Origin of the sequence: Paraburkholderia sp. OAS925, assembly GCF_040543975.1 — a bacterium.
Lineage (GTDB): Bacteria > Pseudomonadota > Gammaproteobacteria > Burkholderiales > Burkholderiaceae > Paraburkholderia > Paraburkholderia graminis.
Map to the genome: position 1 here is coordinate 147,893 of NZ_JBEUNO010000001.1, position 15,489 is coordinate 163,381.

General features: G+C 59.7%; 12 protein-coding genes and 1 riboswitch. Of the genes, 8 read left to right on the forward strand and 4 right to left on the reverse strand.

Annotated elements, in window-relative coordinates:
* Positions 1–73 precede the first annotated feature (73 nt).
* From fliD to ABIE53_RS00715, 4 genes are all read left to right on the forward strand, one after another.
* On the forward strand, positions 74–1,600 hold the full coding sequence (fliD, locus tag ABIE53_RS00700; RefSeq protein ID WP_114156567.1) for a flagellar filament capping protein FliD: 1,527 nt from the start codon (positions 74–76) through the stop codon (positions 1,598–1,600).
* A 17-nt stretch (positions 1,601–1,617) separates the two neighbouring features.
* On the forward strand, positions 1,618–1,917 hold the full coding sequence (locus tag ABIE53_RS00705; protein WP_006050879.1) for a flagellar protein FliT: 300 nt from the start codon (positions 1,618–1,620) through the stop codon (positions 1,915–1,917).
* 217 nt (positions 1,918–2,134) lie between these two features.
* Positions 2,135–4,510, forward strand: a complete 2,376-nt coding sequence (locus tag ABIE53_RS00710; RefSeq protein ID WP_114156568.1) for a tetratricopeptide repeat protein — start codon at positions 2,135–2,137, stop codon at positions 4,508–4,510.
* Positions 4,511–4,548: 38 nt separating this feature from the next.
* Positions 4,549–5,694, forward strand: a complete 1,146-nt coding sequence (locus ABIE53_RS00715) for a DegT/DnrJ/EryC1/StrS family aminotransferase (protein ID WP_006050877.1) — start codon at positions 4,549–4,551, stop codon at positions 5,692–5,694.
* A 102-nt stretch (positions 5,695–5,796) separates the two neighbouring features.
* Here ABIE53_RS00715 and ABIE53_RS00720 read toward each other — a convergent pair whose 3' ends face one another.
* The 4 genes from ABIE53_RS00720 to ABIE53_RS00735 form a co-directional block, all read right to left on the reverse strand.
* Positions 5,797–6,534 (reverse strand): LbetaH domain-containing protein, encoded by a 738-nt coding sequence (locus ABIE53_RS00720; RefSeq protein ID WP_114156569.1) that lies wholly within the window; start codon positions 6,532–6,534, stop codon positions 5,797–5,799.
* A gap of 100 nt (positions 6,535–6,634) precedes the next feature.
* Positions 6,635–7,411, reverse strand: coding sequence for an acetyltransferase (locus tag ABIE53_RS00725; RefSeq protein WP_244230946.1), 777 nt, complete (start codon positions 7,409–7,411; stop codon positions 6,635–6,637).
* Positions 7,412–7,550: 139 nt separating this feature from the next.
* Positions 7,551–8,561: a sodium:calcium antiporter gene (locus ABIE53_RS00730; RefSeq protein WP_114156570.1), complete on the reverse strand. Its 1,011-nt coding sequence runs from the start codon at positions 8,559–8,561 to the stop codon at positions 7,551–7,553.
* A 136-nt stretch (positions 8,562–8,697) separates the two neighbouring features.
* Positions 8,698–8,890: riboswitch (yybP-ykoY riboswitch) on the reverse strand.
* Positions 8,891–9,044: 154 nt separating this feature from the next.
* The gene (locus ABIE53_RS00735; protein ID WP_114156754.1) at positions 9,045–9,563 is read right to left on the reverse strand and encodes an outer membrane protein; all 519 of its coding nucleotides are present in this window, start codon (positions 9,561–9,563) and stop codon (positions 9,045–9,047) included.
* A gap of 675 nt (positions 9,564–10,238) precedes the next feature.
* On the opposite strand from ABIE53_RS00735, the gene waaC reads away from it, so the two are divergent.
* The 4 genes from waaC (at position 10,239) to ABIE53_RS00755 (ending at position 14,887) form a co-directional block, all read left to right on the forward strand.
* Positions 10,239–11,207, forward strand: coding sequence for a lipopolysaccharide heptosyltransferase I (gene waaC, locus ABIE53_RS00740; RefSeq protein WP_114156571.1), 969 nt, complete (start codon positions 10,239–10,241; stop codon positions 11,205–11,207).
* Positions 11,204–12,328 (forward strand): glycosyltransferase family 4 protein, encoded by a 1,125-nt coding sequence (locus ABIE53_RS00745; protein ID WP_114156572.1) that lies wholly within the window; start codon positions 11,204–11,206, stop codon positions 12,326–12,328. The genes waaC and ABIE53_RS00745 overlap by 4 nt, the downstream gene beginning before the upstream one ends.
* A gap of 77 nt (positions 12,329–12,405) precedes the next feature.
* Complete coding sequence (locus tag ABIE53_RS00750) at positions 12,406–13,395, forward strand: glycosyltransferase family 4 protein (protein ID WP_114156573.1); 990 nt, start codon at positions 12,406–12,408, stop codon at positions 13,393–13,395.
* A 97-nt stretch (positions 13,396–13,492) separates the two neighbouring features.
* Positions 13,493–14,887 carry an O-antigen ligase family protein gene (locus ABIE53_RS00755; protein WP_114156574.1) on the forward strand — a complete coding sequence of 465 codons (1,395 nt, stop codon included), beginning with the start codon at positions 13,493–13,495 and terminating at the stop codon, positions 14,885–14,887.
* The last annotated feature ends 602 nt before the right edge of the window (positions 14,888–15,489 follow it).

A 15,489-nucleotide genomic window follows, 5' to 3' on the forward strand; every position in this document is an offset into this window, starting at 1 on the left:
TGGAAGGCTCGCCTTCCATCCAGCATTTCTGTTACGCCCCTTACGCATCACAACGGACGCACGGAGCATTTTCATGTCAACGATTACGAGTTCATCGGCGGCGAGCGCGGCATCAGCGACTGTCGCAGCCGACAATGCAGCCCTGCAGCAGGCCATGCAGTCGGTCATCACGGGCGCGACGGGCAATTCGTCGCTGGACGTGTCGACGCTCGTCACGGCTCTCGTAAATTCGAAGACTGCCGGCCAGGTTGCCGCGTTGACGGCGCAACAAAGCTCGGACAACACCCAGATTTCCGCATTCGGCACGCTTTCGGCCGCGCTTGGCGCGCTGGAAACGGGCCTCACTTCGCTGTCCAACGGCGGACTCCAGAATACTTTTACCGCGACCTTGAGCGGCGGCACCGGCATCACCGCGACTGCCACTACGGGCGCGGTCGCCGGCAGCTACAGCGTCGCGGTCTCGCAGGTCGCGGCGTCGCAGGCGCTGTCGTCGTCGGCTTTCACGGCTAGCCAGGCGCTCGGTACGGGCACGCTGTCGCTGTCGCTCGGCAGCAAGTCGTTTGACGTGTCGATCACGAGCAGCAACAACACCGTTGCCGGCATCGCCGCCGCAATCAACAGCGCGACCGGCAACCCGGGCATTACGGCGACTGTCGTGAACGGCACCGACGGCGCCCACCTCGTGCTCGCGTCGAGCACGACCGGCGCGTCCAATACGATCAGCGTGGCGGTCAGCAACCTGAGCGGCGACAACGGTCTGTCGAGCCTCGGCGTGACGTCGACGGCCAGCACGACGGGCGGCCAGTCGACCATCACGTCGGCCAACAACGCGAGCGCGTGGACACAAAGCACGGCTGCACAAGACGCCGAGTTCAAGATCAACGGCATTGCCGCGTCGAGCTCGACCAACTCGGTCACGAGCGCGATCGCAGGCGTGACGCTGAACCTGACGTCGGCCGCGGTGACGACCCCCGCGACCACGCAAACGCTGACGGTTGCCGCGGACACCACCTCGCAGGCCAGCGCGATCAACAACTTCGTGTCGCTCTACAACACGGTCGTGACGACCATGGGCACGCTCGCGCAATACACGCAGGGCGCGACGACGCAGGGTCCGTTGCTCGGCGATTCCACGCTCAACACGATCAAGAACGCGCTTTCGTCGATTGTCGCGAGCGGCGTGAAGAACGGCGGCACGTCGCAGAGCCTCGGCTCGATCGGTATCTCGCTGCAAGCCGACGGCACGCTGCAGGTGGATAGCGCGGCGCTCACCAACGCATTGCAGAACAACTCGTCGACGGTGGCCTCGCTGTTCAATTCGACCAACGGCATCGGCGCGCAGTTAAGCACCAGCATCACCAATTTCACGAAGACAGGCGGCATGATCGACGTGCGGACCACCGCGCTGAACTCCGACCTGAAGAGCATCCAGACACAACAGACGAGCCTGAACGACTACATTGCGCAGCTGACGAGCCAATACTCGGCGCAGTTCACGGCGCTCAACACGTTGATGGCGACGATGAACAACAACTCGCAGTACCTGACGCAACTGTTCGGCGGCACGAACAGCGCCGGCGCACTCGCGACCAACAAGTAACGTCACGGAGAACGCACATGGAGTCCTCTGCCCTGATCGGGAAAGTGCTGGCGCTGACCGGCGAGATCGAGCAAGCGGCCGCGCTGGCCGACTGGCCCGAAGCCGCGCGGCTCGCCGAAATCCGCTCGCCGCTGATCATGTCGCTTGACGCGCAGCAGGTGCAAGGCTCGCTCGACGTGATCCGTTCGATCGTCGCGCGCGACGCAGCGCTTTACGCCAACGCGCAAACCACGCAAGTGGAATTGCAGGCCGAATTCACGGCCGCGATGCGCCGCGCGAGCGCCGTCGACAAGTATCAGAAAACGGCGTTGCTGTAAGCCGATAAGCGGCGCAAAGACGCCTTAACCGTATAACCAACAACAACTGCGCACCGGAGTAAAGCTGCGCTCGTTGCACCCTCGCCCGCCTTGCGCGGGCGTTTCTTTTTGTGCTTCGTAATCAGGTGAATTGGTGGCCATTTTGCCGTCACTTCCACCCTTCACGGCGCGAATTCGGACTTGATAATCCAACGTACAGCTTCCTCGTGCGAGCATCATGTCCATCCAATTCCAGTTCCCGACGTCCCAGCCTCTCACTCCTGAACAGCAGCGCGCTCAGGACATCGCTCTCGTCATGCAGAGCGCCATCGAGCAATATCACAAGGGTGAGATCGACGACGCGCGCGCGCTGTTCGAAGCCATTCTCGAGGCCATGCCGGAGCATCCGGACGCGAACTACAACCTCGGCGTGATCAAGGTCCAGACGAACCGCGCCGCCGAAGCCGTTCCGCACTTCGAAGTCGCGCTAGGCGTGAGACCGTCCAACGGACAGTATTGGGTCGCCTATATCAATGCGCTGTTCGAAAGCAATCAGTTAGCAGCCGCATGGACCGCGGTGGAGCTGGCACAACAGCAGGGCGTTCAAGGCCCCGCGATGAATAGCCTGATTCATCAGTTGGCGCAGCCGGAAAAGCGGATGGAAATCAAAGTCAATGCGCATCCGGACGCTGTGCAAGACGTGAATCTGGTCATCGGCGAAGCGGCCGAGGAGCCGGCAAAAATCGCGCGCGTACCGTTGAGCGCGGCTCAGCATCGTGCAGCATCGGCCGCGGAAATTCAAAAGCACAACGCGCTGGTGCACAAGGGCAATTTCCCGGAAGCCATCAAGCTCGCTCGCAAGCTGACCGCTCGCTACCCGAAAGACATCCAGAGTTGGCGTGCGCTCTCCATTTCGCTTCACAAGAACAATCAATTCCGCGAAGTACTCGAAGCGTCGCGCAAAGGCGTGGAGCTGGATCCCACTGACATGATTTGCCGGTTACTGCTCGCCGATACATCGCGCCACACCGGCGCGCTGGACGAAGCCGAACGGCACGCACGGCAACTTATCGCCATTGCGCCGGATCACGCAGAGGCACATCGGATTCTCGGCGTCACGCTGGTCGCGCTTGGACGGCGCGCCGAGGCGATTGCGTCATGCATGCGAGCCGCACAGCTTGCACCGCGCTCGGCTTCTGTACACAGTTCGCTGGGCAACGTGTATCTCGGCATCGGCGCTATCGCGGAAGCCGAAGCCGCGCTGCGCACCGCGCTTGAAATCGAGCCGGCCAATAGCAACGCACGCACGAATTTGCTGTTCTGCCTGACGCACAGCAATACGATCGGCAAGGCCGCGTTCCTTAAGGAACACAGGGTATTCGGGGAAATGCACGACGTTCCCGCCATCGTTGCGAGCCGCCGTTACACCAATCGACGTGATCCCGAGCGCAAGCTGCGCATCGCTTTCGTTTCCGGCGACTTTTGCAATCATGCGGCGGCTTACTATCTTCTGCCTGTCGTGCAGCATTTGACCCATGACCCCGAGCTATCGCTTCACTTCTATTACACCTTTGGGGTGAATGACCACCTTACCGAGAAGCTTCGCGCATACGCCGACTCGTGGCACGCGGTGGCCGATCTTAGCGATGCGGCGCTGAGCAGGAAGATTGCCGATGACGGCATCGATATTGTCATCGATCTTTCGGGGCATACGGCGCATTCGCGAATCATTGCGCTCGCACACAAGCCCGCGCCTATTCAGGCGTCGTGGATCGGCTATCCAGCCACCACCGGAATGACCGCATTCGATTACTACCTGTCGGATCGGTTCATCACCCCTCCCGCGCAATTCGAGGATCAGTTCGTCGAAAAACTGGCGCTGCTGCCCGCGATCGCTCCGTTCATGCCGCCGCCGAACTGCCCGCCCGTGAATGCGTTGCCCGCACTTCATAAAGGCTATGTCACGTACGGCAGCTTCAACCGGCTGAACAAGCTGAGTCAGGAAGTTATCGCACTCTGGAGCGTCATTCTGCGCGCCGAACCGTCCTCGCGAATGGTGATTGGCGCGATCTCAAGCAAGCTGGACGAGCCGACATATCTGGAATGGTTCGCCGCCGAAGGCATCACCGCGGACCGGCTGACGTTTTGCCCGCGCGGGTCGCTGCCTCTTTACATGCAGCAGCACCACCAGGTCGACCTCTGCCTCGATACGTTCCCCTACACGGGCTCGACCACGACGCTCAACGCGCTATGGATGGGTGTCCCAACGATCACGATGCCCGGCATATCGATGCCGAGCCGCGGAGGCGCCTGCTGGCTCGAGCACGTTGGACTCGAACAGTTCATCGTGCGCGACAAGGAAGAATTTGTCCGCAAGAGTCTCGAGTTGACTCGCGATCTGGACGCGCTCAACGAACTTCGAATCGGCATGCGCGAGCGCTGCCTGAACTCCGTTCCATTCCAGCCGGAGAAGGTCGCGGCGGGTCTGTCGATTGCGCTGCGCACCATGTGGAAGCGTTGGTGCGCGGACCAAACGCCTACCGCCTTCGAAGCGACCTTGCCGGCTGACTGGTCCCCGTCGCCCGCTGCGCTTTCGACGGACGCGGTGATCTAGCGAGCCGCGCGCTGCACCTACTAGCGAAGAACCCAATCATGAACGCAAGCCTGCCTGCTGAAGCTGTTTCGGCGCTGACAGAAGAAACCATCTTTGTCACGCAACCTTATCTGTCGCCGCTTGACGACTTCATTCCGTATCTTCGCGAGATCTGGGACAGCAAGGTGCTGACTAACGGCGGCCCGTTTCACCAACGGCTCGAGGCGGCGCTCGAGGAGTATCTCGGCGTCGACCACCTTGCGCTGTTTTCGAACGGCACGCTAGGTCTCGTTACTGCATTGCAGGCGCTGCGCATTACGGGCGAGGTGATCACAACGCCCTATTCTTTCGTGGCAACCGCGCATTCGCTGCTCTGGAACGGCATCAAGCCCGTTTTCGTCGACGTCGATCCGCACACGCTGAATATGGATCCGCGAAAGATCGAGGCCGCCATCACGCCGCAGACTACGGCGATCCTGCCGGTGCATTGCTATGGTTATCCTTGCGACACCGAAGCCATTCAGAAGATCGCCGACAACTACAACCTCAAGGTCATCTACGACGCGGCTCACGCATTTGGTGTGCGCACGGGCGGCGGCAGCGTTCTTCGCCACGGCGATCTCTCCGTTCTGAGTTTTCACGCGACGAAGATCTTCAACACATTCGAAGGCGGCGCGATCATTTGCCCGGATGCAAAGACCAAACAGCGGGTCAACCACCTGAAGAACTTCGGCTTCGTCGATGAGACGACGGTGGTCGCGCCCGGCATTAACGGCAAGATGAGCGAAGTCAATGCCGCGTTCGGCCTTCTGCAATTGAAGAATATCGATGAAGCATTAGCCAGTCGACGCGATATCGCTTCCCAGTACTGCGCGCTGCTTTCCGATGTGCCAGGCATCCGTTGCCTGCCGGCCTGCGACAGCCCCATTGCGAATCGCGCTTACTTCCCGATTCTCGTCGAAGACGATTTTCCGTGCAGTCGCGACGCGTTGTTCGAGAGATTGCGTCAGCACAAGATCATCGTGCGCCGCTATTTTTATCCGCTGATCTCGGATTTCCCCATGTATCGCGGTCTCGTCAGCGCCAACCCCGCCAACCTTCCGGTCGCAGCCGATGCGGCGAGGAAAGTGCTGTGTCTGCCGATTTACCCCGGTCTTTCCACTGCGAACGTGGAACGGATCGTCGATATCATCAAGACGTATTAATAGCAGCACGCTCTCTTGCGAACTTCAGATACAAAAAAGCACTCGACGCGTGACACGCGTCGAGTGCTCTTTGTTTGTGTCAGGAAAGAAGCCCGCTAGTAATTACAAGGTCTGCTGAGACTGTTCAGCCACAGTCGCCAGTTCGGCGGCTTTCGCCCGCTGAAGTTCACCGAGTACTTCGAGCGCACGACCCTCGTCCGCCGTGAGATCGACAACGAACGCGTCGTTATTGTCTTTGATCCACTGCAGCGACATGTCCCACCATGCCAGCTCCAGCAAGCGCTCCCGTACTTTTTCCGAAAAACGGAAACGCACCAGCCGCGCCGGCGAGCCCGCATAGATACCATACGGTTCGCTGCGGAAGTTCGGCGGTATCAGCGAGCGCGCACCGATAACGCATCCACTTTCGATGACGCTGCCGCCCAGGAATACAGCCTCGTCGCCGATCCACACATCGTTATGAATAACGGTGTCAGCGTATTGCGGCATCATTGCATTGGTGAGACCGTTGCCGTAGATGCTGAACATGGTCGTCGATATGGTCTTCGTTTCATGCTGGGCGTTCAGAATGAACTTGAGCCCCATACCGCCTGCGACGTTCTTTCCAATCACCAGCTTCTGCGCATGGCCGTCGTATCTGGCGACCGAACCCACGCCGAGAACACTGCATCGGCCGATATGAAACACTCCGTCGGAGGCCTCTTCATCCAGCCAGTTCCTGAAGAACTTGTTAGGGATGGTCGAGAACGCCCCGTCCCGGTAGCCGATCACAATGAAATGCTTCGATAGAGGATGAGTCGGCACGACGCCGATGCTGTCATCCGACGTAACAACGTTCATATAAATCCAGTGCGTGTTGAGGTTTAGTGCACGATGACTTTATTGCCGCATGGAACTGCCGGGCAAGTTGTAGACAGGGTGAACGTGGTGCGGCCTGCATTCACAGATAGCGGGCCCCGGCAACCCTGTCGCGCACCTTCCTGGCGGGACTGCCGTAGACGACCGAATAGGGCTCGACGTCCCTCAAAACGGTGGCTCCCGCGCCAACGATGCTGTGCTCTCCGACGTTGATGCCGTGGCGAAGCACTGCGCCGATGCTAATGGCGGAATACGCACCGATCCGGCAGTTGCCACCCGTTATCGCTCCGGGCGCCAGGCTCGAAAACTCGTCCATCACAGAGTCGTGATCCAGCGACGAGTTCGTGTTCAGAATACAGAACTGGCCTACGCGGCAGTCGGGATTAACGACCGCTCCAGCCATCACCACACTGCCCGCCCCGACCGTTGTGCCGCGACCAATCGTTGCCCGCGGATGAATGGCATTCATGAACTGCAGTTGGGGGCAAAGCGCTCCGACCTTCGCCGCCACTTTCGAGCGGACGACGTTGTCGCCGATTGCGATGATGGTGCCTTGCAGATCGTGTTCAGCCACGAGACGGGGAAGATCGGCTTCGCCGCCTAGCACCGGATAGTCGAGCGTCCGTTCACCCACGTTGCGGTATGCGTCGATTAACCCGGCAATGCTGTGCTTTCCTTCCTGCTCGACAATATCGATGACGACTTTTGCATGGCCGCCCGATCCGACGATGACAATGTGGCTCATACCCGCCTCCGCGGACTTGCTCGACTGGTTCCCTGCCGCTTGATGCATCGACAACATGCGCGAATAATGCGCCGCGCAACGGTGATTTCGTCGGCGGCGCTTGTCGAGACCCATGTCGCAATGGTTTGTGAAATTATGCCGTCGTCCCGCATCGCGCGATTCCGGGAGTTGGCGAGAGAAAAGCCGTTAGATCGATGTATTGGGCGGGAGCATCGCCGCGGCTTGTGATTCGCCGGCGACGTGGCTCGAACGCCTAACGGCTTAGCGTGATCGCCAGATAAGCGGCGTACAGCGCGCCGCAGACCAGCAGCGCCCACACGGGCGCGCCGTGCTCGCGCGCGTTGAGCCGCAGCCAGCCCGCCGCGACCAGCGTGATGACGATGCCCGTCACCACCTCGATGCGCGGCGTCCACGGCGTCAGCAGAATGCCGATAGCCGGCAACAAGGTGCCCTGGAACACCATCGCGCCCGTGATGTTGCCGAACGCCAGAGTGTCCTTGCCGCGGCGAATCCACAGGATGCTGTTGACCTTCTCCGGCAACTCCGTAGCGATCGGAATGATCAGCAGCGACAGCAGCAGCGGCGACACGCCGACCACCGCGGACACGCCCCGCACGCCGTGGATGAAACCCTCCGCGCCCCACACGAGCAACCCAACCGCGATCAGCAGTTGGACGGCGATGGTCGCTAGGTTGGTCGGCACGCCGAGGCGCGCGAGCATCATCTTGCCGGGCGCTTCGGTGCCGTGGCCTGCATCGACGAGATCGTTCGACGCGCGGAAAGTCGCCACGACATACGCGACATACACGCCGACGAGCGCGACGCTGAACAACGCGCGCACGATGCGCTGCTCATGCGGCACATACATGGCCGCGGCGGCCAGCAGGAACGCAAAGAGGAAATAGTTGAGATCGCGAGTGAAGCCCGAACGCTCCGGCGCGACGCGTCCGCCGACGCCGCGCGAGCGCAGCACGGCGAGCGTCATCAGAAAGGTAGACAGCGTGGACAGCATCAGCGGTGCGCCGAGAATCGCGCCCACGCCGATTTCCTCGTTGACGGCACGATCGCTCGTCCCGCCGACAATCGCTATCAGCGGCACGAGCGTCTCGGGCAACGCGGTGCCGACTGCAGCGAACAACGAGCCGGTCACGCCTTCGGATATCTTAAGCCGCTCGCCGAGATGTTCGAGCGCGTTGGTGAAAAGCTCGGCCGCCACGAGGATGACGACCAGCATGATGGCCAGTTCGATGAGAAGACCGGTCATGCGCGGCTCCGTGCATCGAAGGGATTGACGTGATCGACGTGGTGGACCGAAAACGTGCGGCGCGGCAGATCGCGCGACAGCAAGTTGAGCAGAAGACGAGGAGATTGAACAGCGCGGGATTTCACAGCGGCTCCGAGGTCGGACGTAAGACGAACCATGACGCACCGCGACCCGTCCGACCAGAACGAAGCAGTGCGCCAATGGTCTCGCCAAACCGACCCGGTCGAACGCGCCATGACCCGCAGGCCAAGTATGTTGACGCGCTCTCCTTCAGGCGATGCCGCGATGCCGCGATGCGTGAAGGAAGGCTACTCCCCAGTGACCCGGGGATTTTAGCGGGAGTGGGCGGAGGCAACAAGCCTTCGCAAAGAAGCTTGTTGACTGTGTTCGCCGTGGGCCGAGCTTTTACTGCGTGCCAAGTGTAGTGTCTATGCAGCTTGCGCAGCGGTCTGTTTTCTTGCCGCGCGCAAGCTCATCGAGTCATTAATTGAAGTGATACTGGACGCCTACCGTGAAGCTATTGTTTGTTCTCTTCGTGCCGTCGTGATGGCTCGAGTCCGTGGTCCATTCGGCGACCGCGCTGACATGCTCCGCGAACTTGTAGTCCACGCCGAGGCCCCAATGGAACCGCGTATCGGGGTCGTCGCCCGTAAAGCCGGCGCGAATGTACGGCATGAACTGGTTAAACGGCATGCCGAATTTGGCGTCGATTCCGGCGTCCTTGAAGGTGGTGGAGCCGTGGTGCAAATCCGCGAAAGCCTCGGCTCCTACCACGAACCGCTGCACGTCGAAGTTGTATCCGGCGGTGAAGCCCGGAAACACCGTGTTATGCGACGCCTTGTTGAATGCGCCCGATGCATCCGAATTATTGACGCCTAGCTTGAAACCAACATAAGGACCGGCGAACTGGCTCACGCCCGCTTGCGGCGCCGCTTGTGCGCAAGGAAGCTGTGAAAGAAGAACCACCGATGCCGCGAGAATTGATCTGGTTATTTTGTGCATGAATTGCAAATAAAGCTCTTAGTCCGGCGAGTGATCTCGCAATGCCTGTCGCACTGGAATGCGAAAGGGTCGGCGTAGGCCGACGCGCAACTATTCCCATATCGATGGGAATTGCATAGGCAGCGCGCGCCGATTCAGCGAATGGATGAGAACGATCTGAAATTTCAGCGAAGATGTGAGGCGGGGGCTAGGAGGCGTGTGGGTGGGGCAGCGCGTCGGGCGAGTTCGAGTTGTTGGCGGTTTGTCGATGGTACTGCGGGACCACGCTTTCGAGCACGACAGCCGGATCTGCTCCGCCTAAGGTCTACGAAACGTCTCTCCACGCACGACCGGAGACTGAGTACGCCAAGGTCCCGTACCCGCTGGGTCCTGTATGATCCTACGCGACTCGCGTGCAACAACCCGGAACCCGGGCGCCCCAGGCAGCCTTCCGATAGCTTGCAAATAGATAGTTGCTCTATTGCTATGTCGAAAATACCGCTGCTACGAACCGCCCTGCCGCCGATCTGAACCAAAGTCGTTTTGATTGCTCCCGGCGTGTGGGAACCCTCGGACCAAGTCCGGGATAATCTAAGCTGGATATCCTGCCGTTGATTTCCCTCAGGTCACTGCACAGCATCGAGGTATAGGTCTCACGGATGCTGAAGTGAAGTCCGCTTGTTGAATGGTAATGGAATGAAACGCATTCTAATAGTAAAAGTCACCTCCTTAGGTGACCTGGTACATGGTCAGCCCGTGGTGGCCGACCTGCATCGCGCCTTTCCTGGCGTCAAGATTGACTGGGCCGCCGATGCGTCCTTCGCCGATGTTCCACGCTGGAATGCGGGCATCGACCGCGTGCTGTGCGCGCCATTGCGGGGCTTCAAGAAAAACCGCTCTGGGGCCGAGCTCAAGGCGATTTTTACATCGATATCTGAACTGCGACGCGAGAAATACGACATCGTTCTCGATCTCCAGGGCGTCTACAAAAGCGCGATAATTTCTTTCCTTGCGCGCTCGCGCCGGCGTCTAGGCTATCGTTCGGCAGACCTCGGCGAGAGCGGCGCCGCCTTTGCTTACACTGGCCGCTTCGCGCCACGTGAAGATCTCAATGCGTGGGACGGCTTGCGCCGCACTGTCGCCGACGCATTCGGCTACGAGGTGAGCGGGGCACCGCGCTTCGACCTGTCGATTCCCAGGTCTGCCGATCCTTCCGTCAAGCCAGAAGAACAGCGGTACGCGATGCTGTTCCATGCCACTTCGAGCGATGTAAAGAAGTGGCCGACGGCTCACTGGGTTGCCATTGGCCGCTCGCTTGTCGAGCGCGGCATTACCCCCCTTCTGCCGTGGGGTTCAGCCCGCGAGGAACAGGAGGCCATCGCAATTGCGAAGGAAGTGAGGGGCTCTCGTATACTGCCGCGGATGTCTATCTTGCAGGTCGCGCAGTACGTCGATGCCGCCACGCTCATCGTCGGGACAGATACCGGCTTCGTGCATCTCGCAAGCGCACTCGGCAAGCCCACGGTCATGATCTTCACTGCAACAGCACGGCGTTATTTTGGCGTCGACGTGCCTGGCGTATCGGTGTCCGTTGGTGACGACGGGCGCCCACCCTCGGTAACGGAAGTCCTGGACGCCATTGCTTCGCTGGAGCCTTTGCCTTGAAGATATTGCTGACCAATTTTCACTATGGGCGCGGCGGAGGTCACGATACGTACATTCTGGCGATTGCCAAGGGGCTTTCCAGGCGGCATCAGATATTTGTGGCTGCGCCCTCGAGTAGCAGGCTATTCGAAAAGGCCAGCAAGCTCGAACACGTGACGACACTGCCGCTTGAATTCCCAGCCAAGCTGAAAGACGCCGGCCGCATGATTTCAGCGTGGCGCGCATTGCGCTCGCTGCTGGAGAAAGAACGCTTTGATGTTGTGCACGTCAACGGCTCCCCAGACCATCGCCTGGTGGTATTCAGCCTGATGTGCTTCAAGGGCCGCAAGCCACGCATTGTATTGACCAAACACAACTCCATCGCCATCAAGAGTGACTTCGTCACGAAGATCAGAGCCCGCGCGACAGATGATGTCATTGCCGTGTCTGATTCGACTGCGAGCCTTGTGCGCGATTCGGTATATCGACACTGCTCGCTTATCACCATCAAGAATGGTGTGGACACCGACGACTTCAAGCCGTCGGACGCGGCCGAGATCGCCTCGGCGCGTAAGTCGCTGCTCGGCGAATCGAAAGCCGACAAACTGGTGCTCGGGACCGTGACAGGCTTCGACTGGTACAAAGGCACCATGGACGTGATCGCCGCAGTGAGCGCGTTGCCGCCATCGCTGCGTGAAAAGATTGCAGTCGTGGTTGTCGGAACGGAGCCGAGCGCAGAGCAGTGGCAGGTTATTGATTCGGTGGGTATGCGCAGCCAGCTCGAAGTCGCGGGTTTCGTGGAAGACGTGAAGCCCTATATCCGGGCGTTCGATATCGGCTTTGTCACGTCATATGCGGTCGAGACTGTGTCGTTTGCCTGCCGCGAGATGATGGCGATGGGCAAGCCTGTGATAGTGTCGAGCTACAGCGGTCTGCCGGAGAACGTTCGTGATGGCGTCGACGGCTGGGTCGTCCCGCCGCACGACCCCGATTCGTTAACTCGGGCGCTTAAAGGAATTCTCGAGCGGGGCGACCGCCTGGCGGACATGGGAAAGATGGCGCGAGCAAAGGCAGTCGACGAGTTTTCTCAAGGGCTGTTCGTCGACAGGACGGAGATGGTCTACCGACTAAGCCAGTCGTAATAGGTCCATTCGCAATGGTCGCTGTCGGCCCGACTTGATGCGATCGGTCAAACGGGCTCCAGCCGCTCTTATCTAATATGCCAAAACAGGTTATTCACATATTCAACGGATTCCAGAATCCGCACGGCGGCAGCGAACAGGAGACGCTCAACCTCGCTCACCTGCTTGGCAAGCAAAGCGAAGTGAGACTGTGGTCGACATCGTCGCGCAGTTCGCCCGAACTGAGGGAAAAGTTCGGAATCACCCCTCTCGGCATTGCACCGAGGCACCGCCCGAACGGAGGCACCTATGTCTTCGTCGGAGCACACTGGCGCAACACGGTATGGCCGTATCTCGCCGCAGTGCCACAACGTCTGATCTACGTGTTCAACACGTTCCATCCGAAGATACTGACGCTGACGTCGAAGCATCCGCCCTTGCTGCGCTGGCCGAAGACGGAGTACGTGTTCATCTCCGAATTCCAGAAAAAGCTGGTAGGCGTGGATGGCGTGGTGCATCCATCACCAATTGACATCGACCTGTTCGCGGCGGTACCTGGCGTGGCACGCAATCGGCCGGTGGTAGGGCGTCTGAGCCGCGACACCAACGACAAGCATAACGAAGAAGACCTGGTGCTGTATCGTGAATGGTCTGCTCAAGGGGTCGGTGTAAGGCTGCAGGGTGCTACTTGTCTGCGCGACGCGCTCGGGGACAACACAGGTATCGAGCTTCTTCCCGAGGGAGCTACGCCAGCCGCGGATTTTCTGCGCTCTCTCGACGTCTTCTATTACCGGACAGGGTCTCACGTCGAAACATTCGGCCGGGTCGTGCTCGAGGCAATGGCCTGCGGCCTTCCGGTGGTATGCCATCGGAACGGCGGCTACGCCGATTCGATCCGGCACGGCGAGAACGGCTTTCTCTTCGACACGACCGAACAGGCGCGACGGATTGTGGGCGCGCTGCTAGCCGATCCGGCACTGCGTACGTCCGTGGGACAGCGCGCCCGGCAAACCGTCGAATCGATGTACTCGAAAGAGGCCCTGGAGCTTCGTGCTGCGTTTTATCGTCAGGCGCCGGGCCAGGACTAGTCAGACCCCGGAATGCACTGTAAATACGGATCATCACTTGCAGGGTCATAGGGAGCGGTCCAGGCTCCGCACCTTTGAGTAAAGCGAGGGGTATCGCATGGACACGGCGCACAACCAGCAGGTAGCGTGCGAGTGCCGTCCAGCGATTGCCATTTCGGCACGGGATGAGAAACGAATGAATATGAAAGCGATGCTGTCAGAAAAGAGCCTCCGGCCCAAAACTGAGTCGTACCAGTTGTTCCTCGCGAGGACGTTTGCACTTGTCACCCTGTGCGCCGTACCCATTTCCACGGCCGGAGTCAATCTCGGTTCCGGCCTGGTACTGCTGTTTGCGCTGCTGTCTCCCGAAGTGTGGAGGGCATGCGGGAAAATCCGCACGTCGCCCACGAGCATCGTCGCGCTGATCCTCTTCGTTGCGCTCGCTCTTAGCATGGCCTATACGTCGGCGAGCAATGACGAGGCTTTCAACTTTCTCCTGAAGTACCGAAAACTGTTGCTGCTGCCCATGCTGTTCCTGGTTTTCTACGGCAGCGACCGATCAAAGTGGTGCCGCGTGGCCATATGGGCGTTGTTCTCGGCGCTAACGCTGACCATGCTGCTCACCTACACGAACTTTTTCGGCTGGACGGCAATCGGACCGCTGCACGGTAACGATCCGATTACGAAGCCCTGGGTCTTCAAGGACCACATATCGGCGGGCCTGATGATGGCGTTTCTGGCCTATCTGTCGATGGCTCTCGCGACAGCTTCGCCTAAAGGCATCGGACAGTGGCTGCTGCGCCTCGTCGCCCTGCTCGCGCTCGTCAACGTGCTGTTCGTGCTACAGGGACGCACCGGGCAGGTCGTAGCGATCGCCTACATGGCAGTTTATGTCGTCGTTCAACTAATGAAGTTCAAGCATCAGGGCAAACGGACGCGCTGGATAACGACCGCCGCGAGCGTCATGCTGTGCATGTGTCTGGTGGTCTATTCCTTCACGGCAAAGAACTCACGCCTTGCCGAAACGCAACAGGAAATCACACAGTTCGAGGTCTACAACAAGAACACGTCGATGGGCGTGCGGCTCGAGTTTTATCAGCGCAGCCTGGAGCTGATTCTGCATCGGCCGATTGCCGGATACGGCGTCGGTAGCGTTCGAACCGAATTCGAACGGCTCGCGAAGAACAGCTCTGGTGGGCGTGCGGCGATGGCCAGCAATCCGCACAACGAGTTTTTCCTGATGGGCGTACAGCTCGGAATGGTGGGAGTGGCCCTGTTCGCCTGGCTCCTGATCGCGATCGCGCGGGAAAGCTTGCGTCTGGACACACTTGCGCGCACGGTCGTCTACGGTTACCTGTTCGCCTTTGTCATTGGCTGTTTCGCGAACTCGTTGCTGCTCAACTTCACAGAAGGCAATCTGTTCATCTTCCTGATCGGCATCCTGCTTGCGAGCGGCCCGCGGCGGGAGGACACGAACGGGCCGGCCAAAGAAACACTTTCAGCCGCCGATTAACGTCGTCAAGTTCGGGGGGTCGAAGGCCAATGTGCGTTGAATATGCTGGCTGGCCACAGCCGCGGGTGGGCTTCTGCTGGCCGGGCTGCCGACGCACCTGGCCGAGATGGCGCATGTAGTTATAGCCGATGATGGCGTCAGCGATACCGCAGTTAGCTGCGATTTGCCTGGAATTCGGAGAGGGAGTAAACATGTGTCGTTACCCCACTGATGTCGCGGAATACACCCTACTCGTGTCGTTCACGGAGATTATTGACTGGATTTTTGGGGAAGGCGGGCGCCCTGAATGGCCGATTTCAGCGGCTCGTCACCCTACACATGTCGCACCCGTCTCAAGTGCACCCTACAACCGTCGCACTAGACATTTCTCTAAAAGCCTTGCCTGGTAAGGCTTAGCAGCGATAGCTTACCAGTTTAACTTCGCCCAGACAGCAAAACCGAAGCCGGAATCCGGCCGCCCCGCACTTTCGGCCCTCCGCACATCGGACGACGCTATGTATATGTAGTCGTCTTCGGCCAAGCGGGCATTCCATACTGGCGACTCACTTAATCACTGTATATATATACAGCAACGAACCTTCTCTTACCCGTCAATTCCCGCG